The organism is Streptomyces sp. 840.1, from assembly GCF_003751445.1.
Classification (GTDB): Bacteria; Actinomycetota; Actinomycetes; order Streptomycetales; family Streptomycetaceae; genus Streptomyces.
Genome location: NZ_RJUU01000001.1, coordinates 1492892 through 1517765 on the forward strand (window position 1 = coordinate 1492892; position 24874 = coordinate 1517765).

23 protein-coding genes are annotated in these 24874 nt (G+C 72.5%); 9 read left to right on the forward strand and 14 right to left on the reverse strand.

What is annotated here, in order from left to right; genetic code table 11:
* Window positions 1-7: 7 nt before the first annotated feature.
* Both EDD93_RS06905 and EDD93_RS06910 read right to left on the reverse strand, forming a co-directional pair.
* The gene (locus tag EDD93_RS06905) at window positions 8-790 is read right to left on the reverse strand and encodes a thioesterase family protein (protein WP_123524309.1); all 783 of its coding nucleotides are present in this window, start codon (window positions 788-790) and stop codon (window positions 8-10) included.
* Between the two features lie 80 nt (window positions 791-870).
* On the reverse strand, window positions 871-1938 hold the full coding sequence (locus EDD93_RS06910) for a zinc-binding dehydrogenase (RefSeq protein ID WP_123524310.1): 1068 nt from the start codon (window positions 1936-1938) through the stop codon (window positions 871-873).
* A 152-nt stretch (window positions 1939-2090) separates the two neighbouring features.
* Between EDD93_RS06910 and EDD93_RS06915 the strand changes: the two genes are divergently transcribed.
* A complete protein-coding gene (locus EDD93_RS06915; protein ID WP_123524311.1) occupies window positions 2091-2648 on the forward strand; it encodes a TetR/AcrR family transcriptional regulator in 558 nt (185 codons plus the stop codon).
* Between the two features lie 67 nt (window positions 2649-2715).
* Here EDD93_RS06915 and EDD93_RS06920 read toward each other — a convergent pair whose 3' ends face one another.
* Together EDD93_RS06920 and EDD93_RS06925 are read right to left on the reverse strand one after the other, a co-directional pair.
* Window positions 2716-3099: a Zn-ribbon domain-containing OB-fold protein gene (locus tag EDD93_RS06920; protein WP_260255891.1), complete on the reverse strand. Its 384-nt coding sequence runs from the start codon at window positions 3097-3099 to the stop codon at window positions 2716-2718.
* A gap of 80 nt (window positions 3100-3179) precedes the next feature.
* Window positions 3180-3632, reverse strand: coding sequence for a DoxX family membrane protein (locus EDD93_RS06925; RefSeq protein WP_123524313.1), 453 nt, complete (start codon window positions 3630-3632; stop codon window positions 3180-3182).
* A 184-nt stretch (window positions 3633-3816) separates the two neighbouring features.
* Between EDD93_RS06925 and EDD93_RS06930 the strand changes: the two genes are divergently transcribed.
* The 4 genes from EDD93_RS06930 (at window position 3817) to EDD93_RS06945 (ending at window position 9170) form a co-directional block, all read left to right on the forward strand.
* Window positions 3817-5004: an NAD(P)/FAD-dependent oxidoreductase gene (locus EDD93_RS06930; RefSeq protein WP_123524314.1), complete on the forward strand. Its 1188-nt coding sequence runs from the start codon at window positions 3817-3819 to the stop codon at window positions 5002-5004.
* 294 nt (window positions 5005-5298) lie between these two features.
* Window positions 5299-7527 (forward strand): acetate--CoA ligase family protein, encoded by a 2229-nt coding sequence (locus tag EDD93_RS06935; protein ID WP_123524315.1) that lies wholly within the window; start codon window positions 5299-5301, stop codon window positions 7525-7527.
* 82 nt (window positions 7528-7609) lie between these two features.
* Complete coding sequence (locus EDD93_RS06940) at window positions 7610-8449, forward strand: enoyl-CoA hydratase/isomerase family protein (protein WP_123524316.1); 840 nt, start codon at window positions 7610-7612, stop codon at window positions 8447-8449.
* A 100-nt stretch (window positions 8450-8549) separates the two neighbouring features.
* Window positions 8550-9170, forward strand: coding sequence for a flavin reductase family protein (locus EDD93_RS06945; protein WP_123524317.1), 621 nt, complete (start codon window positions 8550-8552; stop codon window positions 9168-9170).
* A 52-nt stretch (window positions 9171-9222) separates the two neighbouring features.
* Here EDD93_RS06945 and EDD93_RS06950 read toward each other — a convergent pair whose 3' ends face one another.
* Window positions 9223-10539 carry an MFS transporter gene (locus tag EDD93_RS06950; RefSeq protein ID WP_123527622.1) on the reverse strand — a complete coding sequence of 439 codons (1317 nt, stop codon included), beginning with the start codon at window positions 10537-10539 and terminating at the stop codon, window positions 9223-9225.
* A 282-nt stretch (window positions 10540-10821) separates the two neighbouring features.
* Between EDD93_RS06950 and EDD93_RS06955 the strand changes: the two genes are divergently transcribed.
* Window positions 10822-11097 (forward strand): hypothetical protein, encoded by a 276-nt coding sequence (locus tag EDD93_RS06955; RefSeq protein ID WP_260255645.1) that lies wholly within the window; start codon window positions 10822-10824, stop codon window positions 11095-11097.
* On the opposite strand, the gene EDD93_RS06960 is transcribed toward EDD93_RS06955, so the two are convergent.
* Together EDD93_RS06960 and EDD93_RS06965 are read right to left on the reverse strand one after the other, a co-directional pair.
* On the reverse strand, window positions 11054-11506 hold the full coding sequence (locus tag EDD93_RS06960) for a DUF2809 domain-containing protein (protein WP_123524319.1): 453 nt from the start codon (window positions 11504-11506) through the stop codon (window positions 11054-11056). The genes EDD93_RS06955 and EDD93_RS06960 overlap by 44 nt on opposite strands.
* On the reverse strand, window positions 11503-12771 hold the full coding sequence (locus tag EDD93_RS06965) for an MFS transporter (RefSeq protein ID WP_123524320.1): 1269 nt from the start codon (window positions 12769-12771) through the stop codon (window positions 11503-11505). Before EDD93_RS06965 ends, EDD93_RS06960 begins: the two co-directional genes overlap by 4 nt.
* Window positions 12772-12922: 151 nt before the next feature.
* Between EDD93_RS06965 and EDD93_RS06970 the strand changes: the two genes are divergently transcribed.
* Complete coding sequence (locus EDD93_RS06970; protein ID WP_123524321.1) at window positions 12923-13915, forward strand: GlxA family transcriptional regulator; 993 nt, start codon at window positions 12923-12925, stop codon at window positions 13913-13915.
* Window positions 13916-13941: 26 nt separating this feature from the next.
* On the opposite strand, the gene EDD93_RS06975 is transcribed toward EDD93_RS06970, so the two are convergent.
* The 3 genes from EDD93_RS06975 to EDD93_RS06985 form a co-directional block, all read right to left on the reverse strand.
* Window positions 13942-14991 carry a Zn-dependent alcohol dehydrogenase gene (locus EDD93_RS06975; protein WP_123524322.1) on the reverse strand — a complete coding sequence of 350 codons (1050 nt, stop codon included), beginning with the start codon at window positions 14989-14991 and terminating at the stop codon, window positions 13942-13944.
* Window positions 14988-16187 (reverse strand): acyl-CoA dehydrogenase family protein, encoded by a 1200-nt coding sequence (locus EDD93_RS06980; RefSeq protein WP_123524323.1) that lies wholly within the window; start codon window positions 16185-16187, stop codon window positions 14988-14990. Before EDD93_RS06980 ends, EDD93_RS06975 begins: the two co-directional genes overlap by 4 nt.
* Before the next feature lie 309 nt (window positions 16188-16496).
* Entirely contained in the window at window positions 16497-17414 is a 918-nt protein-coding gene (locus EDD93_RS06985; protein ID WP_123524324.1) for an SDR family oxidoreductase, read from the reverse strand.
* An 83-nt stretch (window positions 17415-17497) separates the two neighbouring features.
* On the opposite strand from EDD93_RS06985, the gene EDD93_RS06990 reads away from it, so the two are divergent.
* Window positions 17498-18424, forward strand: a complete 927-nt coding sequence (locus tag EDD93_RS06990) for a cyclase family protein (RefSeq protein ID WP_123524325.1) — start codon at window positions 17498-17500, stop codon at window positions 18422-18424.
* A gap of 81 nt (window positions 18425-18505) precedes the next feature.
* Here EDD93_RS06990 and EDD93_RS06995 read toward each other — a convergent pair whose 3' ends face one another.
* From EDD93_RS06995 to EDD93_RS07010, 4 genes are all read right to left on the reverse strand, one after another.
* Complete coding sequence (locus EDD93_RS06995; protein ID WP_260255646.1) at window positions 18506-19081, reverse strand: ATP-binding protein; 576 nt, start codon at window positions 19079-19081, stop codon at window positions 18506-18508.
* A gap of 495 nt (window positions 19082-19576) precedes the next feature.
* Window positions 19577-20536: an acyl-CoA dehydrogenase family protein gene (locus tag EDD93_RS07000; RefSeq protein WP_123524326.1), complete on the reverse strand. Its 960-nt coding sequence runs from the start codon at window positions 20534-20536 to the stop codon at window positions 19577-19579.
* A gap of 7 nt (window positions 20537-20543) precedes the next feature.
* A complete protein-coding gene (locus EDD93_RS07005; RefSeq protein WP_123524327.1) occupies window positions 20544-21701 on the reverse strand; it encodes an acyl-CoA dehydrogenase in 1158 nt (385 codons plus the stop codon).
* A gap of 11 nt (window positions 21702-21712) precedes the next feature.
* Window positions 21713-22906, reverse strand: coding sequence for an amidohydrolase family protein (locus tag EDD93_RS07010; protein ID WP_123524328.1), 1194 nt, complete (start codon window positions 22904-22906; stop codon window positions 21713-21715).
* A gap of 144 nt (window positions 22907-23050) precedes the next feature.
* Between EDD93_RS07010 and EDD93_RS07015 the strand changes: the two genes are divergently transcribed.
* The gene (locus EDD93_RS07015) at window positions 23051-24589 is read left to right on the forward strand and encodes a class I adenylate-forming enzyme family protein (RefSeq protein WP_123524329.1); all 1539 of its coding nucleotides are present in this window, start codon (window positions 23051-23053) and stop codon (window positions 24587-24589) included.
* Window positions 24590-24874 lie beyond the last annotated feature (285 nt).

Genomic DNA, 24874 nt, shown 5'->3' on the forward strand with positions numbered 1-24874 from the left:
CACCGCCTTACGCGGGCCGGACGGTGAGGATCTGCTGGGCGTGGCCGACCGGTCCGTTGATGTCGTGCAGGACGGTACTGGTGATGCCCTGGCCGGTCGGGCCGAACACGACGGTGGTGTCCAGTCCGGTCCAGCGACCCTCGGGTGCGCGGTGGAGGTGGATCGTCAGGTCCACGTTAGGGAATATCCACTCGGTGGGCGCCTGGCGCACCGCGATGCCGTTGGCCGTGTCGACGAGTGCGACGTAGGACGCGAGCGGGCTCGCCTCCTCGCCCGCGACCAGGCCGAGGGGCGTCGAGATCCACGCGGTGGTGCGGCCCGGCTGCGGCTGCGCGAGGGGGCGGACGTCGATCGACGCGATGTAGCCGCCTGGCCAGAGCTCGGCCATCGGCCAGGGCGCGAGTTCCTCGGGAGCCGTGAGCCTGTCGGCGGTGCCGCCCGCGACGGCGGCCGTGTCGACGGCGGCGAGGCACCAGGCCCTGGCCCGTACGACGGGACGGTCCCCGATGAGGGCGACTGCCTCGACCAGTTCGATGGTGCGGCCGGGCCGGATGGTCTCGACCCGGATCTCGCACTCGTCCAGGGCCAGCCGGCCGAGGATGTCGAAGCTGATCCGGGACAGCAGCAGGCTCTCCCCCGGCCGGTCGGCAAGGTGGCGGTCGATGGCGTGCACGATGAGGCCGCCGAGCGGACTGAAGTGCACTTCGTCCGTGCTCCACGCGCCACCGGCGTGGGCCGTGGGCTTGTAACGGTGGTCGTCGGTGCGCTCGTAATAGCTGCCGGTGTTCAATGCGTGCTTCCCTCGCGGCCGTACGGATCAAGGAACCTCAGCCTGACACCCGCACGGCCGCCGCCCTGCGCCCGGGTCCCTCAGGCAGGTCCTGCGGCACCGGGGTGCAGGACGATCTTTCCCACGTGCTCCCGGCGGGAGAGCTCGTCCTGCGCCTCGGCGGCCCGGTCCAGCGGGAAGGCCGCAGCGATGACGGGCCGGACCTCCGCCCGGCGGGCCAGGTCCATGAGGAGGGCGAAGTGCCGGGGCGTGTGCATCGCGGACCCGATGACCTGGGCGTTGTGCAGGTAGAGACGGCGCACGTCAAAGCTCACGCCGTACCCGCCGAGTGCGCCCGCGATGACCCACCGGCCGCCCTCGCGCAGCAGCGGAAGCCCCTCATTCACGAGTTCGCCGGCCACGACGTCGAGCGCGACGTCGATGCCTTCCGGGGCGGCGGCCCGGATCTGCCCGGCGACGTCTCCCGCACGGTCGACGACCGCGTGCGCGCCCGCCGCCCGCACCGCGTCGATCTTGGGTCCGCTGCTGATGGCGAGGACCCTCGCCCCGCGCGCACGGGCGATCTGTACCAGCGCGAGGCCGACCCCGCCGGACGCCCCCGAGACCAGGGCGGTCTCCCCCTGCCGCAGCCGGCCCCGTTCGATCATGCCCAGCGCGGTGCCGTAGGCGGTCGGCAGCGTCGCGAGCTGGTCGTCCGTGAGCGGGGATTCCGTCACGTCGTGCACGCGCTCCGCCGGCGCGGTCACGTACTCGGCGTACCCGCCGTCGCGCTCGCTCCCCATCAGGCCCACCGGGTTGGCGTCCGGCCCCTCGCTGTCGTAGATCGCGGGGTCGACGACCACACGGCGTCCGACGAGGCCGCCCGGCACCCCGGCCCCGACGGCCACGACGCGGCCGGCCACGTCGGCACCCTGGATCCGGGGGAAGTCGATCGGGCCGCGCCAGCCCGACTTCGCGTCCGGGTCCCCCGGCCGCCCGTAGGCACCCTCCCGCGTCCAGAGGTCGGTGTTGTTGAGGGCCACCGCGCCGACCCGGACCAGCACCTCCCCTGCTCCGGGCACGGGCGTCGGGACCTTAGCCGGCTCAAGGACCTCCGGACCTCCGTGCCCCGTGATCCGCACCGCTCGCATGACCTGGGGCTCACCCATCGCTTGAACCTCCTCGCAGGTATACTGATCTGTGAACACGTTCCACTGTACACCGATCAGTGAAGAGGCTCGCAGTGACGGAACCCGCAGGGCACGAACTCACGGGGCAAGAGCTCACGGGGCACGAGCTCTCCGGAGCGGAGGCGCGGCCTGTGACGGCGGCCGGTCTCCGCATCGTGGCGGCCGCCGAGGAGTTGTTCTACGAGCGCGGGATCACCTCGGTCGGGGTGGACCTGATCGCCGAGCACTCGGGGGTGACCAAGCGGACCCTGTACAACCAGTTCGGCTCGAAGGACAACCTCGTGGCGGCCTATCTCACGGGCCGCGACCAGCGCTGGCGGGCGCTCGTCCGTACCACCGTCGACTCCTGCGGCACCCCCGCCGAGGCCGTCACCGCGCCCTTCGACGCGCTGCGGAGCTGGAGCGGGGCCAACACCCGCGGATGCGCCTTCATCAACGCGCTGGCCGAACTGCCGGACCCCTCGCACCCCGCACACCGCATCGCCGCGAACCAGAAGCTCTGGCTGCTGGACCTGTTCAGGGAGCTCGCCGCCGGCGCGGGCTGCTCGCACCCGGCCACCCTCGCCGTCCAGCTCCTCGTGCTGCACGAGGGCGCCGTCGCGACCCAGCCCCTCCCGTTCGACAGCTTCCCGGAGAGCATCGCCCTGGCGCGGGCCCTGGTCCGGGCCGACGTACCGCCCGGCCGGTAGAGCGCCTTGGGCGCCTCGTCCGGCCGCTCGCGACCCGGGCCGCGCCCGGCCGGGCGGTCAGGCCGCTCTACGGCCGGAACACCGCCACCGCCTCGCACCCCTCCTCCCTCCGGAACGTCACCCGCAGCTCCATCCCGACGGCGAGGGCGGACTCCTCGCACTCCACGACCTCCGTCATCATCCGGGGCCCCTCGGCCAGGTCGACGACGGCCGCGACGTACGGCACCCGGCCGCCGAACGGCGGCAGGTCGTTGCGGTGGACGACGGACCAGGTGTAGAGCGTGGCCCGGCCGCCGGCCGGCTCCCAGTCGACGTCCTCGCTCCAGCAGTGCGGGCAGAACTCGCGCGGGTAGTGGTGCGCCCGCCCGCAGGCCCGGCAGCGGCGCAGCAGCAGCCGGCCCTCGGCGGCGGCGTCCCAGTAGGGGCGGGTGGAGGCGTCCGGCTCGGGCAGGTCGTAGCGGGGCGCGGGGACGGGGGCCGCCGCTGGGGCGTGTGAGGGCTTGGGGGCCGGGGCGACCGGCCTGTCGGCGGTCACAGGAAGAGTCCGATCGCATTGTCGAGGGACCAGGTCTGCCAGGACATCGCGAACAGCGCGACGAGAGAACTCAGCGCCATCATCGCGTTCTGTCCCTGCTCGGCCCAGTCGTGGATCATCAGCACCAGGTAGAGCAGGTTGAGCAGCAGCCCCGCGACCAGCGCGACCGGGGTCAGCAGACCACTGACCAGGCCCAGCCCCAGGGCGAGTTCCGCGTAGACGACGACGTACGCCATCATCTTCGGGCGCGGCGCGACGACCTTCTCGAAGCCGCTGCGGACCACCGGCCAGCGGTGTTTCCCCGCGACGTCCGCGGCCCAGGCGATGCCGGTGCCGCGTTCGAACCAGCCCTTCTTGTCCTTGTGCCGCCAGCTCTCCAGCCACCACAGGCCGAGGCCTATCCGGAGCACGGCGAGCCACTGGGCTCCGTCGAGCCAGATCGTCCGCATGGGGCCCTCCCGTTCGCCTAATCTGACGGTACGTCAGTTCACCTGATGGCGGCGGCCCGCGCAAGGGGTGGGCAAGGCCCGGGAACCCGCAGCCGGTTCATGAGTGCGTACCCGTGATCAATTCGCAATCGATTCCGGTCTTGACCGAGACCCATCAACAGAGCGCGCGATTACGCTCCAAACCATGCCCGACAGCACATCTGCCCCCGGTAGCCCCATTCCGGCCTCCGTCACGCTCACCGAGGACCGGCCCGTCTACGTCATCGGCGGCGGTCCGGGCGGTCTCGCCGCTGCGGCGGCCCTGCGCGCGCAGGGCCAACGGGCCGTCGTGCTGGAGAAGTCCGGGGACGTCGGCGCGTCCTGGCGGCGCCACTACGAGCGGCTGCACCTGCACACCACGCGGCGCTGGTCCGCCCTTCCGGGGCTGCCCATGCCCCGCCGGTTCGGCCGCTGGGTGTCCCGCGACAACGTGGTGCGCTACCTGGAGAAGTACGCCGAGCACCACGAGCTGGAGGTGGTGACCGGCGTCGAGGTCTCCCGCGTGGACCCGGCACCGGACGGCACCGGGTGGCGGCTGACCGCGACCGGCGGCCGCGAACTGACCGGGCGGGCCGTGGTCGTGGCCACCGGCTTCAACCACACCCCGCGCATCCCCGACTGGTCCGGGCGCGACACCTTCACCGGCGAACTCGTGCACGCCGCCGACTACCGCAACCCGGCCCCCTATGCGGGCAAGGACGTCCTCGTCGTGGGCGTCGGCAACACCGGGGCCGAGATCGCCGTCGACCTGGTGGAGGGCGGGGCGGCACGGGTGCGGCTCGCGGTGCGCACCGCTCCACACATCCTGCGCCGCTCCACGGCGGGCTGGCCCGCCCAGGGCACCGGCATCCTGGTGCGCAGGCTGCCGGTCGCGCTCGTCGACCGGGCCGGGCGCCTGCTGACCCGGCTCTCGATGCCCGACCTGGCCGAACAGGGCCTGCCCCGGCCGGAGACCGGCCTCTACTCACGGGTCAGGGACGGCGCGATCCCGGTCCAGGACGTGGGGCTGATCAAGGCCGTGAAGGCCGGTCACGTGGTGCCGGTGGCGGCCGTCGAGTCCTTCGACAAGGACGAGGTGGTCCTGGCCGACGGGTCCCGGATCACCCCGGACGCCGTCGTCGCGGCGACCGGCTATCTGCGCTCCCTGGAGGGGCTGGTCGGCCACCTCGGGGTGCTGGACGCCCGGGGCCGGCCCGTGGTGCACGGCGGCCGCACGCCGAAGCAGGCCCCCGGGCTGTACTTCACCGGGTTCACCAACCCGATCAGCGGCATGCTCCGCGAACTGGCCCGGGACGCGGAGAAGATCGCCAGGAAGCTCGCCCGCACCCGCTGACCCGGGGGCGGCCGGGAGGAGCCCACCCGTGATCCCGCCCCTGAGCGCGGGGTTGCGGGGCACCGCACACCCCCGGGCGCGAGGTTGCGGGGCACCGCCTTGCCCTCGATCGCCGGGCGGGCCCGAAGGGGCGCCCGGCCCCGCCCGCCTGCTCCCGGAGGCGCCACTCTCAGCCTTTGCCTGCACACCCATTCCTGACGGGCCGTCAGTTCAGTAACCTGACACGGCGTCAGTTCATGACGCCGGCCGGGCGGCACGAGCGCCGGGGACCTTCGAGCAGGAGTGGGCGGAACGATGCTTGGATCGACTCACGGCACCCTCACCACCGACTTCCGCGCCAGGGTGGTGGCCTGCGGCGAGGAGCCGCACGCCGCCGTCCACAGCATGACGGCCGCCGCGGCGGAAGGCGACCTCGACGTCAGCGGCCGTCCGCTGCACGCGGCCGTGCCGGACCTGGACCGGTTCTTCCGGCCGGAGTCCGTGGCTGTCATCGGCGCGTCCGACACCGACGGCCGGCCCAATACCGGCATCACCCGGCAGCTCATCGCCTGGGCCGAGCGGGTCGGGGCGCGGCTGTATCCCGTGCACCCCACGCGGGAGACCGTCTTCGGGCGGGCGTGCTCTCCTTCCGTGTCCGATCTGCCGGAGCAGGTGGATCTGGCGGTACTGCTGGTCGGTGACCCGCTCCCGGTGATCGAGGAACTCGCCCACGCCAAGGTGAAGTTCGCCGTCGCCTTCGCGTCCGGGTTCGCGGAGACCGGGGCCGAGGGCGCCGCCGCGCAGGCCCGGCTGGCCGCCGCGGTGGAGCGGTCGGGGCTGCGGCTGCTCGGGCCGAACACCAACCTCAACGCGTTCGAGGAGTTCCGGGACGACCTGGAGGGGCCGGCGATCGCACTGATCACCCAGTCCGGCCACCAGGGGCGCCCCGTCTACACCCTTCAGGAGCTGGGCGTGCGGCTCTCGCACTGGGCGCCCACGGGCAACGAGGCCGATCTGGAGACCTCGGACTTCATCTCGTACTTCTCCCAGCGTCCCGAGGTCGGGGCCATCGCCTGCTACGTGGAGGGGCTCAAGGACGGGCGCTCCTTCCTGCTCGCCGCCGACCGGGCCGCACGGGCCGGTGTCCCGGTGGTGGCGGTCAAGGTCGGGCGTACGGAGACGGGGGCCAGGATGGCCGCGTCACACACCGGCAAGCTGACCGGCGCCGACCAGGTCGTCGACGCGGCGATGCGGCAGTTCGGCGTGATCCGGGTGAACGGTCTGGACGAGCTCCAGGACACCGCCGCCCTGCTGGCGCGGGCACGCAAACCGCTGGCCGACGGGGTCGTGGTGTATTCGATCTCGGGCGGCACGGGGGCGCACTTCTCGGACCTGGCGACCGCGGCGGGCCTGGACATCCCGGTCCTGTCCGAGGAGAAGCAGGCCGAGCTGCACACCTGGATACCCGGCTACCTGAACGTGGCGAACCCCGTCGACAACGGCGGGCACCCGGTCGGCGACTGGCGCGGCCGGAAGATCATCGACGCGATACTCGCGGACCCCTCGGTCGGGGTGCTCATCTGTCCGATCACCGGCCCCTTCCCGCCGATGAGCGACAAACTCGCGCAGGACCTGGTGGACGCGGCGGAGGCCACGGACAAGCTGGTGTGCGTGGTGTGGGGTTCGCCGGTCGGCACCGAGGACGCCTACCGCACGACGCTGCTCGGCTCCTCGCGCGTGGCCACCTTCCGCACCTTCGGCAACTGCATCACCGCCGTGAAGGCCTACCTGGACCACCACCGGTTCGCCGCGTCCTACCGCTCCCCCTTCGACGAGGCGCCGCGCACGCCGTCGCCCTCGTTCCGCAAGGCGCAGGCGCTGATGCGTCCGGGCCACCAGCTGAGCGAGCACGCGGCGAAGCAGCTGCTGCGGGCGTACGGGATCCGGGTGCCCCGCGAGCAGTTGGTGACCAGCGCCGCCGCGGCCGTCCGGGCGGCCGCGCTGGTCGGCTACCCCGTCGTCATGAAGGCGTCCGGCGCGCGGCTGGCCCACAAGACCGAACTGGGCCTGGTCAAGGTCGGGCTCACCTCCGCCAGCCAGGTGCGGGACGCCTATCGCGAGCTGACCGACATCGCGCGCTACGAGGACGTCGAGCTGGACGGGATCCTGGTCTGCCAGATGATCGAGCGGGGCGTCGAGATGATGGTCGGCGTCACGCAGGACGCCCTGTTCGGTCCGACCGTGACCGTCGGGCTCGGTGGCGTACTGGTCGAGGTGCTGCACGACGCGGCGGTGCGGGTGCCGCCCTTCGGTGAGGACCAGGCGCGGGCGATGCTCGGCGAACTGCGTGGCCGGGCCCTGCTGGAAGGGGTGCGCGGCGGTGCGCCGGTGGATGTGGACGCGCTCGTGGAAGTGGTGCTGCGGGTGCAGCGGATGGCGCTGGAACTGGGCGACGACCTGTGCGAACTGGACATCAACCCGCTGATGGTGCTGGGACGCGGACAGGGCGCGGTGGCGCTGGACGCACTCGCGGTCTGCCGCTGACCGGCCCCACAGCCGCGCCCCTCGCCACCGCGCCCCCCGCCTGCCCCGCAAGCCGTCCCGCCACCTGCCCAGGAGCTGCCTCATGCCGTCCTCCCCCGAAGACACCACCGACCGGAGCGACCCGTCCGGACCGCCTGATTCATTGATACTGCACGCCACTGACAACGGCGTCTCGACGATCACCCTCAACCGCCCGGAGGCGATGAACGCCGTCACCTGGGACCAGCGCGAACGCGTCATCGCGCTGCTCGCGCAGGCCTCGGCCGACCCCGGGGTGCGGGCCGTCGTCCTGACCGCCACCGGCCGCGGCTTCTGCGCCGGCGCCGATCTGCGGGGCGCCCCGGTGTCCGGCGACCGGGTGCCGGGCGATGTCGCCCGGACGATCCGGCTCGGCGCCCAGCGGCTGATCGCCGCCGTGCTGGACTGCGAGAAGCCCGTCATCGCCGCCGTCAACGGCACGGCGGCCGGGATCGGTGCTCATCTCGCCCTCGCCTGCGACCTGGTGCTGGCCGCCGAGTCCGCGAAGTTCATCGAGGTGTTCGTGCGCCGCGGCCTCGTGCCGGACGGCGGCGGCGCGTATCTGCTGCCCCGGCTGGTCGGGCCGCAGCGCGCCAAGGAGCTGATGTTCTTCGGGGACTCGCTCCCGGCCCGGGACGCGGAACGCCTGGGGCTCGTCAACCGGACCGTTCCGGACGAGGAGCTGGCGGCGACCGCGCAGGCCTGGGCCCAGCGGCTGGCCGAGGGCCCCACCCGTTCGATCGCCCTCACCAAGCAGCTGGTCAACGCCTCGCTGGACACCGACCGGGCCACGGCGTTCGCCGCCGAGGCCATGGCCCAGGAGATCAACATGACCACGCTGGACGCCAACGAGGGCGTGGCGAGCTTCGTGGAGCGACGCGCACCGAAGTACCGGGGTGTCTAGGGCCTGCCCCAGGGGCCCTCGTTCGGCTCAGGTCGTGTCCGCAGCCCTTCCCATCTGACGCTTCGTCAGTTCTAATCGGAGGGTGATGGGACACGCAGGCATGGCCGCAACCGCCGTCCGCTACCTCAGGTCCGTCGGCGCCGCGACGGCCGTCTCCCCGGTACCGGTCGATCCACTGCCGCGCCCGGCCCTGCGGGCCGTCGCCGACGACGAGCGGCTGCCCGTCGATCCGGGCGAGTTCCGGCGGGTGCTCGGGCACTTCGCGAGCGGGGTCACCATCGTCACGGCGCTCGATCCGGACGGCGGCGACGGCACGGCCGGTCCGGCCGGGTTCGCCTGCCAGTCGTTCGCTTCGGTCTCGCTGGACCCGCCGCTGGTCACGTTCATGGTCGCCCGTACGTCGACGACCTGGCCGCGCATCGCCCGCGCCGGGGCGTTCTGCGTCAACATCCTGGGCGCGGAACAGGGCGCGCTGTGCCGGTCCTTCGCGGTCAGCGGGGCCGACAAGTTCGCCGGGGTGGCCCACAGCCCCGCGCCCGCGACCGGGTCGCCGCTGCTGGACTCCGTGGCCGCCTGGGTCGACTGCCGCATCCAGGCCGTCCACACCGGCGGCGACCACCTGATCGTGGTCGGCCGGGTGGAGGCCCTGGGGGCGGCGGACGGGGACGGGAACGGCCCGCTGCTGTTCCACCAGGGGGCGTTCGGGCGCTTCAGCAACTGAGCGAGGCCGGAGTGTTCGGCCGCTTCAGCCGCTGAGCGGGCTCGGCGGCCGTTCACACGGCTTCGGCGGCCGCCGGTTCGCGGACGCGGCGGATCACCAGCGCCATCAGCGCCGCCATCGCGCACAGCGCGCCGGCCGCGTACCAGACCACGTCGTACGAGCCGAAGTGGTCGCGCGCCACCCCGCCGAGGAACGCCACCAGGGCGGCGCCCACCTGGTGGGACGCCAGGACCCAGCCGAAGACGATCGCGCTGTCCTCACCGAACTGCTCCCGGCACAGGGCCAGGGTCGGCGGGACCGTGGCGACCCAGTCCAGTCCGTAGAACACGATGAAGAAGACCATCGGCGGCTCCACCGTGGGGTGCAGGAGCAGCGGCAGGAACAGCAGCGAGATCCCGCGCAGCGCGTAGTAGACGGCCAGCAGCCGGCGGGCGTCGAAGCGGTCGGTGAGCCAGCCCGAGAAGACCGTGCCGACGATGTCGAAGATCCCGACGACGGCCAGCAGCGAGGCCGCGGCGGTGATGGGCATGCCGTGGTCGTGCGCCGAGGGCACGAAGTGGGTGCGGATCAGGCCGTTGGTCGAGGCGCCGCAGATCGCGAAGGTCCCGGCCAGCAGCCAGAACGGTCCGGTGCGGGCGGCGTCGAACAGGACGCGTACGGTCCGGCTCGCCGCACCCAGCGCGGGCGCGGGCTTCTCCACGTACTCCCCGCCGTACGGGGCCTGGCCCACATCGGCCGGGTGGTCGCGCATCAGGAGCCAGACGAACGGGACGACGACCAGGGCCGCGAGCGCGACGGTCACCGAGGCCGGGCGCCAGCCGTGCCGGTCGACGATCCAGGCGCAGAGCGGCAGGAAGACCAGCTGACCGGAGGCACCGGCCGCCGTGAGGATGCCGGTGACCAGGCCGCGCCGGGCGACGAACCAGCGGTTGGTGACCGTCGCGGAGAAGGCCATCGCCATCGATCCGGTACCGAGGCCGACGAGCAGCCCCCAGTAGATCATCAGCTGCCAGGCGGCGGTCATCCAGACGCTGGCCAGCGCCCCGGCGGCGACCGCGCTGAGCGCGACGACCACGACCCGGCGGATGCCGAACCGGTCCATCAGCGCCGCGGCGAACGGCGCCGTGAGCCCGTACAGCGCCATGTCGAGGGAGACCGCGAGACCGATCTGCCCGCGCGACCAGCGGAATTCCGAGTGCAGGGGGTCGATGAGCAGCCCGGGAAGGGAGTTGAAGGCCGCGCCGCCGATGATCGTCACGAAGGTGACTGCGGCGACGATCCACGCGCGGTGGATACGCGGCCGGCGCCGCGTCTCGGGGGCGGTCCGCCGGCCGGCGTCCCGGGCGGGAGATTCCGTTGTCTGGGTCACGTCACTCAGCATCCGGCCACCGCGCCCCTCCCCACGAGTGGCCCGATGGACACTGTTCGCAGGAATCGGGCCACGCCGAATCGAGCCCCGGGTCCGGCGCCGTGGACCGGTCGGCGCAGCCGCACCAACCGACCCGCATCCGGAGCCGTTTCACGCTGCGCGTACGCTCACCTGCTCCGGGCGGCCCGTGTACGCAGACGGGCCCGCGCCGCCCCATCCACGTCCTCGGAGGACCTCATGCACTGGGTCGCGACTCAGAGATTCCACCATCGGTCCGCACTGATGCAGAGGTGGGGCGTCGCACTGCTGCTCGGCGCCTGCGCCCTGTGGATATGGCTGGCCTTCCTGCTGGCCGACCGGTCCGACGCGTACTGCTATCGCGCCTGCGAGCGGATCACGGACCTGTCCGAGCTGCTCACCATCCTGATCGTGTCCGTGCCGCTGTCGGTCCTCGGCGCGGCACTGCTCATCGGCGGCAGTGTCCGCCGGCAGACCAGCGCACACATCCACCAGGTCATCGAGATGCAGCAGTCCGAGGACCGGGCACGCGAGAAGTGAGCGCCACGGCGTGCACGCCCCAGGCCGCCGCCGCGCCCACCGCGTACCAGAGCAGGTCCGGCGCGTTGAACGTCGAGCCCAGCACCAGCCGGGCCGCCGCGCTGTGCCGGGACAGCTCTGCGGGGACCCCGGTCAGCTGGAGCAGTTCGACCGCCCAGCTGACCGCCAGCCCCGTGCTGGCCACCGCGACCGGCCGGGCGCGGGGCGCGCACAGCGCGACGAGGGCGCAGATCAGGACCGTGTAGAGCGCGTCCCCGGCGTACTTGGCGAGGTCCCCGGTCGCGACGGCGCGGACACCGATCCCGGCCGCGACGGTCGCGGCCGCCGCCCCCGCCGCGGCGAGGCGGCGCCGGTACGCACGCGGGCCACGCCCACCCTCCGGCCCCGCTCCGGGCCGCCGCCCGCTCACCTGATCCGCTCCAGCCGTCGGATCGGCCGGGCCGCGAGCAGTACGCCCACCGCCAGCACGTTGATCACCGCCCCGGCCAGCAGCACCTCCGGTGCGCCCACCCGGTCCGCGACCGGGCCCGCCAGCGCCCGGCCCGCCGCCAGCATCAGCAGCGATCCGGCCACGTCGTACGCGTGCAGCCGGTTCAGCGCCTCCGGCGGCACCTGCGTCTGGACGGTCGTCGACCACATCACCAGCCAGAACGCGAACGCCGAGCCCGCGATGAACTGCCCCGCCCCCAGCGCGAACACGGGCAGCCCGAGCCCCAGCGCCAGCAGGTTCACGCACACCCCGGTCAGCGCCACGGCCCCCGCCGCCAGCGGGCGGCGCGGCCGCAGCCGCAGGGCGAGCAGCCCGCCGACGACACTGCCCGCGCCGTTCACCGCCATCATCGCGCCGTACGTCCCCGAGCCGTGCGCCTCGGTCACCTCGATCGCGGTCAGCGGGAGCATCGGGCCGAGCACGGTGAAGCCGTACACCGTCCAGATCGCGATCACGCCCCACAGCCAGCTGCGGGCCCGGAACTCCCGCCACCCGTCGACCAGTTCCGCGACGAACGTGCCGCGCCGGGCGTCGTCGGACGGGGCCGGGGCCAGGCGCAGCAGGAAGAGGCAGATCCCGGAGACCAGGAACGTCGAGGCGTTCGCCGCGTAGACCGCTCCGGCGCTCGCCAGACCGACCAGGACACCCGCGAACGCCGGACCCGCCATGGTCATCAGTGCCTCGGAGACCCTGAGTACGGCGTTGGCGCGCTGCACGTCCGACGACACCCGGGGCACGGTCGAGGCGACCCCCGGCTGGAACAGCGCCGCCCCCACACCGGCCACCGCGCTCAGCGAGTAGACCGCCCACAGCGGCGGGTTGCCGACCGCGAAGGAGACCGCGAGCGCCGAGGCGCCGAGCAGCCGCAGCGTGTCGGCGATGATCATCATGCGGCGCGGGGTGAACCGGTCCGCCAGCACGCCGCCGAAGAGCACGAACAGCGCCAGCGGCCCCATCCAGGCCGCCAGCGCGTACCCCACCGAGGAGTGCGGACGCCCCGCCCCCAGCAGGCCCGCCGTGAGCGCCACCGGGATCATCCCGTCACCGAACAGCGCCGCGGTGCGGGCGACGAAGAAGAGCCGGAAGTTGCGGTTCCAGAGGGCTTCGGTCCCGGGGGCCGGATACGGCAGCGGGGGCAGCTGGGACAACGGGGATGCGGGGGACGCGGGGGACACCGGAGACATGGGGGACACGGGTGGCACTGGCGGCGTATCACGCACAGCGTTCTCGCGGTCCACGGCGGGAATGCGCGCGCGGTCTGCTGACTTTTCCTTCACACCGATGACATGTATCAGCTTATGGTCTATACCAGCTAGTGGGTGAAGGGAGTCCGCGGTGCTGCACCGAGTCGTCGTTCTCGCCCTCGATGGGTTGCTCCCCTTCGAACTGGGCATCCCCCAAAGGATATTCGGCCGTTCACTCGGTACCGAGCCGCTCAACCGGGGCGAGAAACTCTACGAAGTCGTGACCTGCTCGGTCCGCGCGCCCGGCCCGATCCACACCGACGCGGACTTCACGATCACCGTCGAGCACGGCCCGGAGGCCCTCGCCACCGCCGACACGGTGGTGATCCCCGCCAGCTACGAACTCGGCCCCGTCTACACCGAGGGCCGGCTCACCGACGAACTCGCCGCCGCCTTCGCGTACATCAGGCCCGGCACCCGGATGGTCTCCATCTGCACCGGCGGCTACGTGCTCGCCGCCGCCGGCTACCTCGACGGGCGCCCCGCCACCACCCACTGGTCGGCCGCCGACCACTTCCAGGAGCTGTTCCCGGCGGTCCGGGTCGACCCCGACGTGCTGTTCATCGACGACGGCGACGTCCTGACGTCCGCCGGGGTCGCCGCCGGTATCGACCTCTGCCTGCACATCGTGCGCCGCGACCACGGCACCGCCATCGCCAACGACGTCGCCCGGCGCACCGTCGTGCCGCCGCACCGCGACGGCGGCCAGGCGCAGTACATCCAGCGCCCGGTGCCCGACGCCCAGATCGCCGGGACGACGACCGCGCGGGCCTGGGCGCTGGGGCGGCTGGAACGGCCGATCCTGCTGCGCGACATGGCGCAGCAGGAGTCGATGAGCATCCGGACCTTCACCCGCCGGTTCCGCGAGGAGGTCGGCATCAGCCCGGTCCAGTGGCTGACCCAGCAGCGGGTGGAGCGGGCCCGCCAGCTGCTGGAGTCCACCGACCTGTCGATCGACCGGATCGCCCGCGACGCCGGGTTCGGCACGCCCACCTCGCTGCGGCAGCACCTCCAGGCGGCGCTGGGGGTTTCACCGACGACGTACCGCCGGACCTTCCGGGCGACGGCGGGAGACCGCTGCTGAGCGGGCTCCCCGCCGGCTCCCCGTCCTCAGAACACCAGCACCCCCCGTGCCACCCGCCCGTGGTGCGCGTCGTCCGCCGCCTTGGCGAAGTCCTCCACCGGGTAGGTCTCGGTGACGAGTTCGTCCAGCAGCAGCCGGCCCTCCCGGTAGAGGTCCGCGTACAGGGCGATGTCGCGCTGCGGGCGCGAGGAGCCGTAGCGGCAGCCGAGGATCGACTTGTCCAGGTACATCGACGAGACGAGGAACGACGCCTCGGCCGTCGCCGCCGGTACGCCCAGCAGGATCGCCTGGCCGTGCCGGTCGAGCAGGTCGATCGCGGTGCGGATCAGCTCGGTGCGGCCCACGCACTCGAAGGCGTGGTCGGCGCCGCTGGGCAGGATCTCCTTGACGCCGTCGGCCGAGGTCAGGAAGTGCGTGGCGCCGAACTGACGGGCCACCGCCTCCTTCGCCGGGTTGGAGTCGACCGCGACGATGGTCAGCGCGCCCGCGATCCGGGCGCCCTGGATCACGTTGAGCCCGATGCCGCCGGTGCCGATCACGACGACGCTCTCGCCCCGGTCGACCTTGGCCCGGTTCAGTACGGCTCCGACTCCCGTCAGCACCCCGCAGCCGATCAGGGCCGCCGAGGTGAGGGGCAGGTCCGCCGGGATCTTCACCGCCTGCACGGCCTTGACCAGGGTCCGTTCGGCGAACGCCGAGTTGGACGCGAACTGGTACAGCGGCTGCCCGCCGCGCGAGAACGGCCGGCCGGGCATCCCGATCGCCTTGCGGCACATCGTGGGACGGCCCCGGTCGCACTGGGCGCAGGCGCCGCAGCTGGCGAGCGTGGACAGCGACACGTGGTCGCCGGGCGCCACATGGCTCACTCCGGCCCCGACCGCCTCGACCACCCCGGCGCCCTCGTGGCCGAGCACCACCGGCAGCGGGAACGGGATCGTCCCGTCGATCACCGACAGATCGCTGTGGCAGAGGCCTGCCGCGGCCACCGCGACCAGCACCTCGCCGGGACCCGGATCACGTATCTCCAGGTCGTCGACGACCTCGGTCCGCTTGCCGTCGAAGACGACGCCTCTCATCTCGGCTCCCTCGGTAGGCCGAGCACGCGCTCGGCGATGATGTTCCGCTGGATCTCGTCCGAGCCGCCGTAGATGGTGTCGGACCGGGTGAACAGGAACAGGCGCTGTGCCTCGTCGATCTCGTACGGTGCGCCGGGCGACCAGTCGTGCGGGCCGACGGCTCCGGCCGCTCCCCTGATCTCCACGGCGAGTTCGCCCAGGCGCTTGTGCCAGCCGCCCCAGAGCAGTTTGGCGACGCTGGGCGCGCCGGGGTCGGTGGTGGTGCCGAGGGTGCGCAGGGCGTTCCAGCGCATCGTCCGCAGTTCGGCCCACTGGCGGACGAGCCGTTCGCGCAGGACCGGATCCCCGGTGGCTCCGCTGTCGACGGCCGCCCGCACCACCCGGTCCAGCTCGGCGGCGAACCCGATCTGCTGGACGAGCGTGGAGACGCCGCGCTCCAGGGCGAGCAGGCCCATGGCGACGGTCCAGCCGTTGCCCTCGCCGCCGACCACCTCCTCGGCGTGCGCCCCGTCGAAGAAGACCTCGTTGAACTCGCTGGTCCCGGACATCTGCCGGATCGGCCGCACCTCGATCCGGCCCGGCTGGTCCATCGGCACCAGCAGGAACGACAGCCCGTGGTGGCGCCGCGAACCGGGTTCGGTACGGGCCAGCACGAAGCACCAGTCGGCGTCCTGGGCGAGCGACGTCCAGACCTTCTGACCCGTCACGCGGTATCCGCCGTGCTCCGGATCGCGTACGGCGGCCGTCCGCACCCCCGCCAGGTCCGAGCCGGCGCCCGGCTCGCTGTACCCCTGGCACCACAGGGCCTCGCCGTGTGCGATGGGCGGCAGGAACCGGTGGCGCTGCTCCTGGCTGCCGTAGGCGATGAGGGTCGGGGCGAGCAGGTTCTCCCCGATGTGGCCGACGCGGGCGGGGGCCCGGAGCCGGGCGTACTCCTCGGCCCAGACGACCTGCTGGGTCAGCGTGGCCCGCCGCCGGCCGCCGGCCGCCTCGCCGTCGTCCTCCCAGCCGAGGCCGATCCACCCACCACGGCCGAGCTCGCGCTCCCAGGCCCGCCGGACCGCGATGCCCTCGTGCTCACTGCCCGGACCGCCGGTGCCGATGGCTCCCGCGTACTCGTCGACGAGATGGGCCTCCAGCCAGGCGCGGGCCTCCTCGCGGAACGTGCCGTCGTCGGGGCCGAAGGTGAAGTCCACGCTGCGTCCTTTCGATACGGGGCGTGTATGGGGCCGCCCATCCCGGGCCCGCCCGACTGTCCGGGGCACCGCCCATCTCAAGCCCGTCCGGCGATTGAGGGCCGGGGCCCGGGGCAGCGCCCCGGCGACGAACCCGCGCCCGGCACCCGGGGGCTCCGCCCCCGCACCCCCGCTCCTCAAGCGCCGGAGGGGCTGGGAGTGGGCGCTGCACCCGCCGGACTCGTCCATCAAGCGCCCGAGGAGCAGAAGTGGACACCGCACCCCGGACTCGCTCCTCAATCGCCGGAGGGGCTTGAACAGGGCACCTCACTACGCGTTCGGCCGCTTCGCATCCCGCGCCGCCTCCGCCATCGCGTCCAGCTGGGCCAGCATCGGCATCGGGTCCGTGCCCACCGTCCCCGGGAGGAAGTCCGCGATGCGTTCGGGCGTCCAGGCGGCCCCCTCCGCGTACCCCGCGCGCAGCTCCCTCGGCTGGGCCCAGACCGCGATCTTCGGGCCCGCGATCGTGTACACCTGGCCGGTGATGCTCTCCGCGCGGGCCCGGTCGCTGAGGAGGTAGACGACGAGCGCGGCCACGTCCTCCGGCTCACCGATCTCCTTGAGCTCCATGGGCACGTTGGCGGACATCCGGGTACGCGCCACCGGCGCGACCGCGTTGGCCGTGACGCCGTACTTGTGCAGGCCCAGCGCCGCGCTGCGGACCAGCGAGATGATCCCGCCCTTCGCGGCGCTGTAGTTCGCCTGGGCGACGCTGCCCTGGTGGTTGCCGCTGGTGAAGCCGATCAACGTGCCCGCGCCCTCCTGCTTGCGCATCACCGCGGACGCGGCGCGGAAGACGGTGAAGGTGCCCTTGAGGTGGGTGGCGACCACGGGGTCCCACTCCGCCTCGGACATGTTGAACAGCATCCGTTCACGCAGGATGCCGGCCACGCACACCACCCCGTCGATGCGCCCGAACCGCTCGACGGCGGTGTCCACGACCCGCTGGCCGCCGGCCATGGTGGAGATGTCGTCGGCCACCGCGACCGCCTCACCGCCCGCCGCCACGATCTCCTTGACGACGGACTCGGCTATCTCGCTGGCGGGTTCGCCGCCCTCGATGGAGACGCCGTAGTCGTTGACCACGACTCTCGCCCCCTCGGCCGCCGCGGCGAGCGCGACGGCCCGTCCGATGCCCCGTCCGGCACCCGTGACGGCCACCACCTTGCCTGCCAAGAAGTTCCCCATGCCCGGCCCCTTCCCGCGGTTTCTGACGGACCGTTAGATTCTATGGGTCATCAGGTCCACCGGCACAAGCCCCAGGAGGCTCCATGTCACTGCCGGACGAGTTCCACGACATCGCCAAGCGCGTGAACAACTGGGGCCGCTGGGGCGCGGACGACGAGATCGGAACGCTGAACCTCATCACCGACGAGGTGGTCCGTCAGGCGGCGGCCACCGTCCGTACGGGGCGGCGGGTGCCGCTGGCGCTGGCGCTCAAGCAGGACGGCGTACAGAGCGGGCTGATCCAGGGGCGGGTCAATCCGCTGCACACCATGGTGCAGATCAACCAGGAGCTGTTCGGCCCCGGCACGGTCGCCACCAGCGACGACACCGCGGTCCTGAGCCTCCAGACCGCCACCCACTGGGACGCCCTCACCCACGTCTCGCACTCCGGGAAGATCTACAACGGCCGCCCGGCCGACAGCATCACCGCGCACGAGGGGGCCAGGTTCAGCGGCATCGAGAAGGTCCCGCACCTCGTCTCGCGCGGGGTGCTGCTCGACGTCGCCCGCGCCCACGGGCTGGACCGGCTGCCCGGCGGCCACGCCGTCACCCCGGACGACCTGGACGCGGCCGAGGAGCTGGCCGGGGTGCGGGTGCGGGCCGGGGACATCGTTCTCGTACGGACCGGACAGGTGCAGGTCTATCTGGCCGGGGACAAACACGCGTACGGGTACCCGTCACCGGGACTCTCGATCCGGACGCCCGAGTGGTTCAGGGCCCGGGACGTGGCCGCGGTCGCCAACGACACGCTGACCTTCGAGATCTTCCCGCCGGAGATCGACGATCTGTGGCTGGGCGTGCACGCGCTGGATCTGGTCGAAATGGGCATGCTCCAGGGCCAGAACTGGAACCTGGAAGGGCTGTCCACAGCCTGTGCGGAGTCGGACCGCTACGACTTCCTGCTCTCCGCCATGCCGGAGCCCTTCGTCGGCGCCACCGGCACACCGGTGGCCCCGGTCGCGGTCTTCTGAGGAACGACCACCGCGGAGCCGGGCCGGGCGCGGGACGACATCCCGCGCCCACAGCACACCGAAAGCGGCTGCCGAACGAACCTACGCGCGATGGGTGACCGCGTGCGACGGCTCGTACACGGCACCGGCCTCACGCCCGACGCCCGCCTCGCGCCCCACTGCGTCGCAGCCGCCGGGGCCGCCGCACTGCCCGGCGCCGTGCGCGCCGGCCCCGTGGGCGCAGGGCTGCATCTGGACCTGGATCACCGGGATGCCCCGGTCCACCTCGCACCAGATGCGCTTGCCGGCGCCCTCCGGCTGCCAGCCCCAGCGGTCGGCCAGGCCGTCGACCAGCTCAAGGCCCCGGCCGCCGGTGTCCTCGCCCTCCGCGTGCCGCTGCTGCGGCGGGCGGCAGCTGGTGTCGGCCACCTCGACCCGGACGGTCCCGGCGTTGCCCGGTGCCCCCGTCGAGCCGAACAGCATGCGCAGCACGGCCGGACAGCCGGTGTGCACCACCGCGTTGGTGACGAGTTCCGAGATCAGCAGGATGAGCGTCTCGGCCAGCGGCTCGTCGTCTCTTATCCCGGACCCGACCAGCCGCGAGCGCGCCCATCTGCGGGCCCGCCCGACCTCTGCGGGGTCGGCCCCGACCTCCAACTGAACCTGAAGCACCTGCACCGCTCACACCATCCGAACCGGCGGACACATCGCCTCGCGCCTCCTCAGGGTCACGGAACGTGATTCCCTTACGAGACAGCATGGTTGACGTACAGTCACCGCAACAAGCGCTTCGGGCATATTCCAGCGCGAAGGAGTACGCGTGGTGCATACTGTGCGACGCACGCTGCGGAGAGTCGAACAGAGGCGCCCGGCGGCCACGAAAACCCCGGGAAACGTTTCCCCGGCAGGCCCGGCCCCTCTGCGTGGATCACGAGCAGGGCACCTCTCGCGGACCGGAGCGGCCGCACAGGCCACATCCGGATCGCCAGGTTCCAGAACCACTCGCATCCAACGGAGCGTACCCGAGCCCGGCGCCGACTCCACCCCGTGACGAATCACGCATCGGACACAAGCCGGTATCGGTGCATACCGACTGCGCTGCGTCACTCCGCAGCGTGAACCTCAGGGGTCCGTAGCGTCACACGCACGCAGCGGACCCCCGGGAGCCCCGGGTCAGCCCAGATCGGCTGCCAGCGCCTCCTCCGCGTCCGCCGCCGTGAGCCACTGCCCGGCCCGCAGCCAGGCCCGCTTGAGGTGCAGGTGTACATCCGCCTCCCAGGTGAAGCCCATGCCGCCGTGCACCTGGAGGCAGTCGCGGGCATTGCCGACGGCCGCCTCGTCGGCCAGCAGCTTGGCCCCGGCGATCTCCATGGGGTCCCCGGTCACGGCGGCCGCGTAGACGGCCGTGCGGGCCGTTTCGGCGCGCACCAGCATTCCGGCGCACAGATGCTTGACCGCCTGGAAGGAACCGATGGGCGCCGCGAACTGTTCACGCTCACGGGCGTGTTGAACCGCCGCCTCCAGGCTGCGGCCGGCACTGCCGAGCTGCTCGGCGGCGGCCAGCAGGGCGCCCTCGTGACGCGGCCGCGCCCCGTCCGGCAGCGGCTCGCCCTCGTACCCGGCCAGGTCGGGCACCCGCCACAGGGGGGTACCCGGGTCCAGCGAACGCATGGGCTCGGCCTCCCGCACGACCTGCCGCAGCGCCCGCCCGCTCAGCACCCGGCCGACGGCGCCGCCCGCCTCCCCGTCCAGGACCAGCAGCGCATCGGTCCCCTCCAGGTGCCCCACCGGCCGCCCGGCCTCCGCCAGGGCCACCACCGCCTCGCCCTCCGCCGCCCCCTTCACCGCTCCGGCGGCGAGCTGGGTGGCGGCCAGCGGTCCGGGCAGCAGCGCCCGGCCCATCTCCTCGAACAGGAGTACGGATTCGGGCAGGCCGAGTCCGACGCCGCCCGCCGTCTCCGGCAGCCGCAGCGCGAAGAGCCCGGCCGCGCCGAGCTCCCGCCACAGCGCGCGGTCCACTCCCCCGCCGCCGTCGTGCGCCGCCCGCATCCGGTCCCTGTCGAACCGGCCCGCGAGCAGCTCCCGTATCCCCGCCCCAAGGGCCCGCTGGTCGTCCGAGAGCTGGAAGTCCACGGTCCGCTCACCGCCCCTTCGGCAGGCCGAGAATGCGCTCGGCGACGATGTTCGCCTGGATCTGCGAGGTGCCGGCCGCGATCGTGTACGAGAGCGAGGAGAGCCGGTCCAGCACCCACTCCCGGTCCAGGTCGAGGGCGTCCCCCGCACCGAGCACCTCGGCCGCCGCCTCGTACAGCTCCTGGCGGGCGTGCGAGTAGCGCAGCTTGAAGACCGAGCCGCCGGCCCCGGGGACTCCCCCGCCGGCCTGCGCCTCACTGACGTTCCACTGCGTGAGCCGCCACAGCGCCCGGAACTCGGCGTTCAGCCTGCCCAGCCGGCGGCGCAGCACCGCGTCGTCCCACCGCCCGCTGCGCCGCGCCTCGGCCGCCAGGGCATCCAGGGTGCGGCGGCAGGCGACGACCTCGCCGACGAAGGCCGTACCGCGTTCGAAGGACAGCGTGACCATGGTGACCCGCCAGCCGTCGTTCTCCTCGCCGACCCGGTGCGGTACGGGCACCCGGACCTCGTCGAGGAACATCTCCGCGAACTCCGTCGAACCGGCGAGCGTGCGCAGCGGCCGGACGGTGACGCCGGGGGCGTCCATCCGCATCGCCAGCCAGCTGATCCCGCGGTGCTTGGGGGCGGCCGGGTCCGTGCGCACCAGCAGTTCGCACCAGTCGGCGACCTCGGCGTGCGAGGTCCAGATCTTGCTGCCGCTCACCACGTAGTCGTCGCCGTCGCGCACCGCACGGGTCCGCAGCGAGGCCAGGTCGGAGCCCGCCTCCGGCTCGCTGAAGCCCTGGCACCAGATCTCGTCGCCGCGCAGCACCGGCGGCAGCCAGCGGGCCCGCTGCTCGGCGGTGCCCTCGGCCGCGATGGTGGGCCCGGCGTGCAGCAGCCCGACGAAGTTGGCCCCGACGTAGGGCGCCCCGGCCCGCTCCGTCTCCTCCAGGAAGATCAGGTGCTGGGTGGGGGTTGCGCCCCGGCCGCCCGCGTCGGCGGGCCAGTGCAGGCCCGCGTAGCCGGCGTCGTACAGCAGCCGCTGCCAGTGGGTGTCGTACGCCCGGCGCCCCGGCCAGTCGCCTGGGTCCGGCTTCCCGGGCAGCCCGGGGAGCGCGGCGGCCAGCCACTCCCGCAGCCGTGCCCGGAAGGCTTCCTCTTCCTCCGTGTACGAGAGGTCCATGACGCGCGCGCCTACTTGTCGAGGTCCAGGCCGAGCATCCGGATCGCGTTTCCGCGCATCAGTTTGTAGATGGTCTCGTCGTCCAGTCCCTTGACGTGGTCGAGGGCGACCTCCTTGGTGTGCGGGAAGGTCGAGTCGACGTGCGGGTAGTCGGTCTCGAAGGTGGCGTTGTCGCGGCCCACCACATCCAGCGACGCCACCCCGTGCTTGTCGCGGAAGAAGCAGCAGAACATCTGCCGGTAGTAGTACGTGGACGGCGGCTCGGGGATCAGATCGCGCACCCCGCCCCAGGCCCGGTGCTCCTCCCAGACGTCGTCGGCGCGCTCGAGGGCGTACGGGATCCAGCCCATCTGGCCCTCGCTGTAGGCGAGCTTGAGCTGCGGGAACTTCACCAGGACGCCGCTGAAGAGGAAGTCCATCATCGAGGCCATGGCGTTGTTGAAGGAGAGCGAGGCCTGGACGGCGGGCGGGGCGTCCGGCGAGGCGGCGGGCATCTGCGAGCTGGACCCGATGTGCATGTTCACGACCGTGCCGGTCTCCTGACAGACGGCGAAGAACGGGTCCCAGTAGCCGGAGTGGATGGACGGCAGCCCGAGGTAGGTCGGGATCTCCGAGAAGGTGACCGCTCGCACCCCGCGCGCCGCGTTCCGCCGGATCTCCGCGACGGCCAGGTCGATGTCCCAGAGCGGGATGATGCAGAGCGGGATCAGCCGGCCGCCGCTGTCCCCGCACCACTCCTCGACCATCCAGTCGTTGTAGGCGCGCACGCACGCCAGCGCGACCTCCTTGTCGTGCGCCTCCGCGAAGGTCTGCCCGCAGAAGCGCGGGAAGGTGGGGAAGCAGAGGCTCGCCTCGACGTGATTGAGGTCCATGTCCTTCAGCCGCTCGACGGGGTCCCAGCACCCGCGCCGCATCTCGGCCCGGGTGATCCCCTCCAGCGTCATGTCGTCGCGGTCGAACCCGACGGCGGCGATGTTGCGCTTGTACGGGAACTTGAGGTCCTCGTAGATCCACCAGTCGGTGGGCGGGCCGTCCGGGTCCATCGTGATGACGTACTTGCCGCCGGTGTACGCCAGCTCACCGATACCCGCGGTCAGCGGCTGCGGACCGCGCTCCCGGTACTTGGCCGGCAGCCAGGTCGAGAACAGGTGCGGCGGCTCGATCACATGGTCGTCGACGCTGACGATCCGAGGCAGTTCCGTCATGGTGTCCCCTTCGGCGCACACGTTTCTGATGACCCGTCAGATTGACGTCGCCCTCAGGCTAGCCCCGCACCCCTGGACCGACAAGGCGCAGCGCTCTACGCTCTCCGCACGATCTGACTACCCGTCAGCTGTGAGGGGTTCGCCGTGAACGAGACCGCACACGCCCTGGGAACATCGGGCACCTTCTGGGAGCTCATCGAACGCCGGGCCGCCCTGACCCCGGATCTGCCCTTCCTGATCCAGGACGACCGCACGCTCACCTTCGGCGAACTGCGGACCCGTGCCGAACGGGTGGCGGCGGGCCTGTACGACCTGGGCGTACGACCCGGGACCGTGGTCGCCTGGCAGTTGCCGACCCGGCTGGAGACGGCGCTGCTCTCGTTCGCGCTGGCCCGGCTCGGGGCGGTGCAGACCCCGCTCATCCCGTTCTACCGCGACCGCGAGATCGGCTTCGCGCTGCGCGAGTCGAAGGCCGGGTTCTTCTTCGTGCCCGGCACCTGGCGCGGCTTCGACCATGTCGCGATGGCGGCCCGCCTGGCCACCGGGCCCGGCCGCCCGCCGAGGGTGTTCGAGGCGTACGAGACCCTCCCGGACGGCGATCCGGCGGTCCTGCCCGCACCGCCCGCCGAGGGCACCTCGGTGCGCTGGATCTACTGGACCTCGGGCACCACCTCCGACCCGAAGGGCGTCCTGCACACCGACCGCAGCCTGATAGCGGCCGGCTCCTGCCTGGCCCATGCGCTGCGGCTGTCGGCGGCCGACGTCGGCTCGATGGCATTCCCGTTCGCCCACGTCGCGGGCCCGGACTACTCGGTGATGCTGCTGCTGTACGGCTTCCCCGCGGTGCTGTTCGAGCACTTCGCGATGCCGGACGCGCTCGCCGGATACCGGCGGCACGGGGTGACGGTCGCGGGCGGCTCCACGGCCTTCTACTCCATGTTCCTGACGGAACAGCGCAAGGCTCCCTCCGTCCCCCTCATCCCCACCCTGCGCCTGCTGGCGGGCGGCGGCGCCCCGAAACCGCCGGAGGTCTACCACGCGGTGGTCCGCGAGATGGGCGTCCAGCTCACCCACGGCTACGGCATGACCGAGGTCCCCATGATCACGATGGGCGCCCCGGACGACACGGTGGAGAACCTGGCGGGGACGGAGGGGCGGCCGCCCGAGGGCATGGAGATCCGGATCACCGACGAGGACGGCAAGCCGCTGCCGTACGGCACGGACGGCGAGGTACGGCTACGGGGCGAGGCCGTCTGCAAGGGCTACCTGGCCGGCTCGGACCCGTTCGACGTCGAGGGCTTCCTGATCACTGGCGACGTCGGCCACCTCCGGCCGAGCGGCCACCTCGTCCTCACCGGCCGGCTGAAGGACATCATCATCCGCAAGGGCGAGAACATCTCGGCGAAGGAGATAGAGGACCTCCTGGCCCGCCACCCCGGCGTCGGTGACGCGGCGGTGATCGGCCTCCCGGACGAGGAGCGCGGCGAACGCGTCTGCGCGGTCCTCGAACAACCGCCGGGCGCCGCCCCCCTCACCCTCCCCGAGCTGACCGCCTACCTGCGCGGCGAGGGCCTGTCCGTCCACAAGCTCCCCGAACAACTGGAACTGGTGGACGCCCTCCCCCGCAACGAGACCCTCCACAAGGTCCTGAAGTACCGACTGCGCGAGCGGTTCGCGGGTTGACGAGTGCGGGGTCCCCTCGCCCGGGGTTCCGTCCTCAAGCGCCGGACGGGCTTGATTTTGTGCGGGTGCTCCGCCGGTGCGGGGTGCGCCTGCCCGGTGGGTGGGGGTTCGGTGTCCCTCCGGGGCGTCTCCTCAAACGACGAACGTGCGGCGGGTCCGCGATGAGTACCCGGGAACATGTTCGTCGTTCTGCGGGGACTCCCCTGCACGCCCCCGAACCCGCCTGTCACGCATGTGCGACAGCAGTGAGGCCGGTGTGCAGACGCGCACGATGCGGGGGTGGGG

Coding starts and splice junctions, on each gene's coding strand:
- EDD93_RS06985 (WP_123524324.1), bottom strand. CDS start 17,414: ATGGGGAACTTCTTGGCAGGCAAGGTGGTGGCCGTCACGGGTGCCGGA.
- EDD93_RS06925 (WP_123524313.1), bottom strand. CDS start 3,632: ATGCGGACGATCTGGCTCGACGGAGCCCAGTGGCTCGCCGTGCTCCGG.
- EDD93_RS07005 (WP_123524327.1), bottom strand. CDS start 21,701: ATGGACCTCTCGTACACGGAGGAAGAGGAAGCCTTCCGGGCACGGCTG.
- EDD93_RS06965 (WP_123524320.1), bottom strand. CDS start 12,771: ATGTCTCCGGTGTCCCCCGCGTCCCCCGCATCCCCGTTGTCCCAGCTG.
- EDD93_RS06940 (WP_123524316.1), top strand. CDS start 7,610: ATGCCGTCCTCCCCCGAAGACACCACCGACCGGAGCGACCCGTCCGGA.
- EDD93_RS06945 (WP_123524317.1), top strand. CDS start 8,550: ATGGCCGCAACCGCCGTCCGCTACCTCAGGTCCGTCGGCGCCGCGACG.
- EDD93_RS06910 (WP_123524310.1), bottom strand. CDS start 1,938: ATGGGTGAGCCCCAGGTCATGCGAGCGGTGCGGATCACGGGGCACGGA.
- EDD93_RS06975 (WP_123524322.1), bottom strand. CDS start 14,991: ATGAGAGGCGTCGTCTTCGACGGCAAGCGGACCGAGGTCGTCGACGAC.
- EDD93_RS07010 (WP_123524328.1), bottom strand. CDS start 22,906: ATGACGGAACTGCCTCGGATCGTCAGCGTCGACGACCATGTGATCGAG.
- EDD93_RS06935 (WP_123524315.1), top strand. CDS start 5,299: ATGCTTGGATCGACTCACGGCACCCTCACCACCGACTTCCGCGCCAGG.
- EDD93_RS06930 (WP_123524314.1), top strand. CDS start 3,817: ATGCCCGACAGCACATCTGCCCCCGGTAGCCCCATTCCGGCCTCCGTC.
- EDD93_RS06990 (WP_123524325.1), top strand. CDS start 17,498: ATGTCACTGCCGGACGAGTTCCACGACATCGCCAAGCGCGTGAACAAC.
- EDD93_RS06955 (WP_260255645.1), top strand. CDS start 10,822: ATGCAGAGGTGGGGCGTCGCACTGCTGCTCGGCGCCTGCGCCCTGTGG.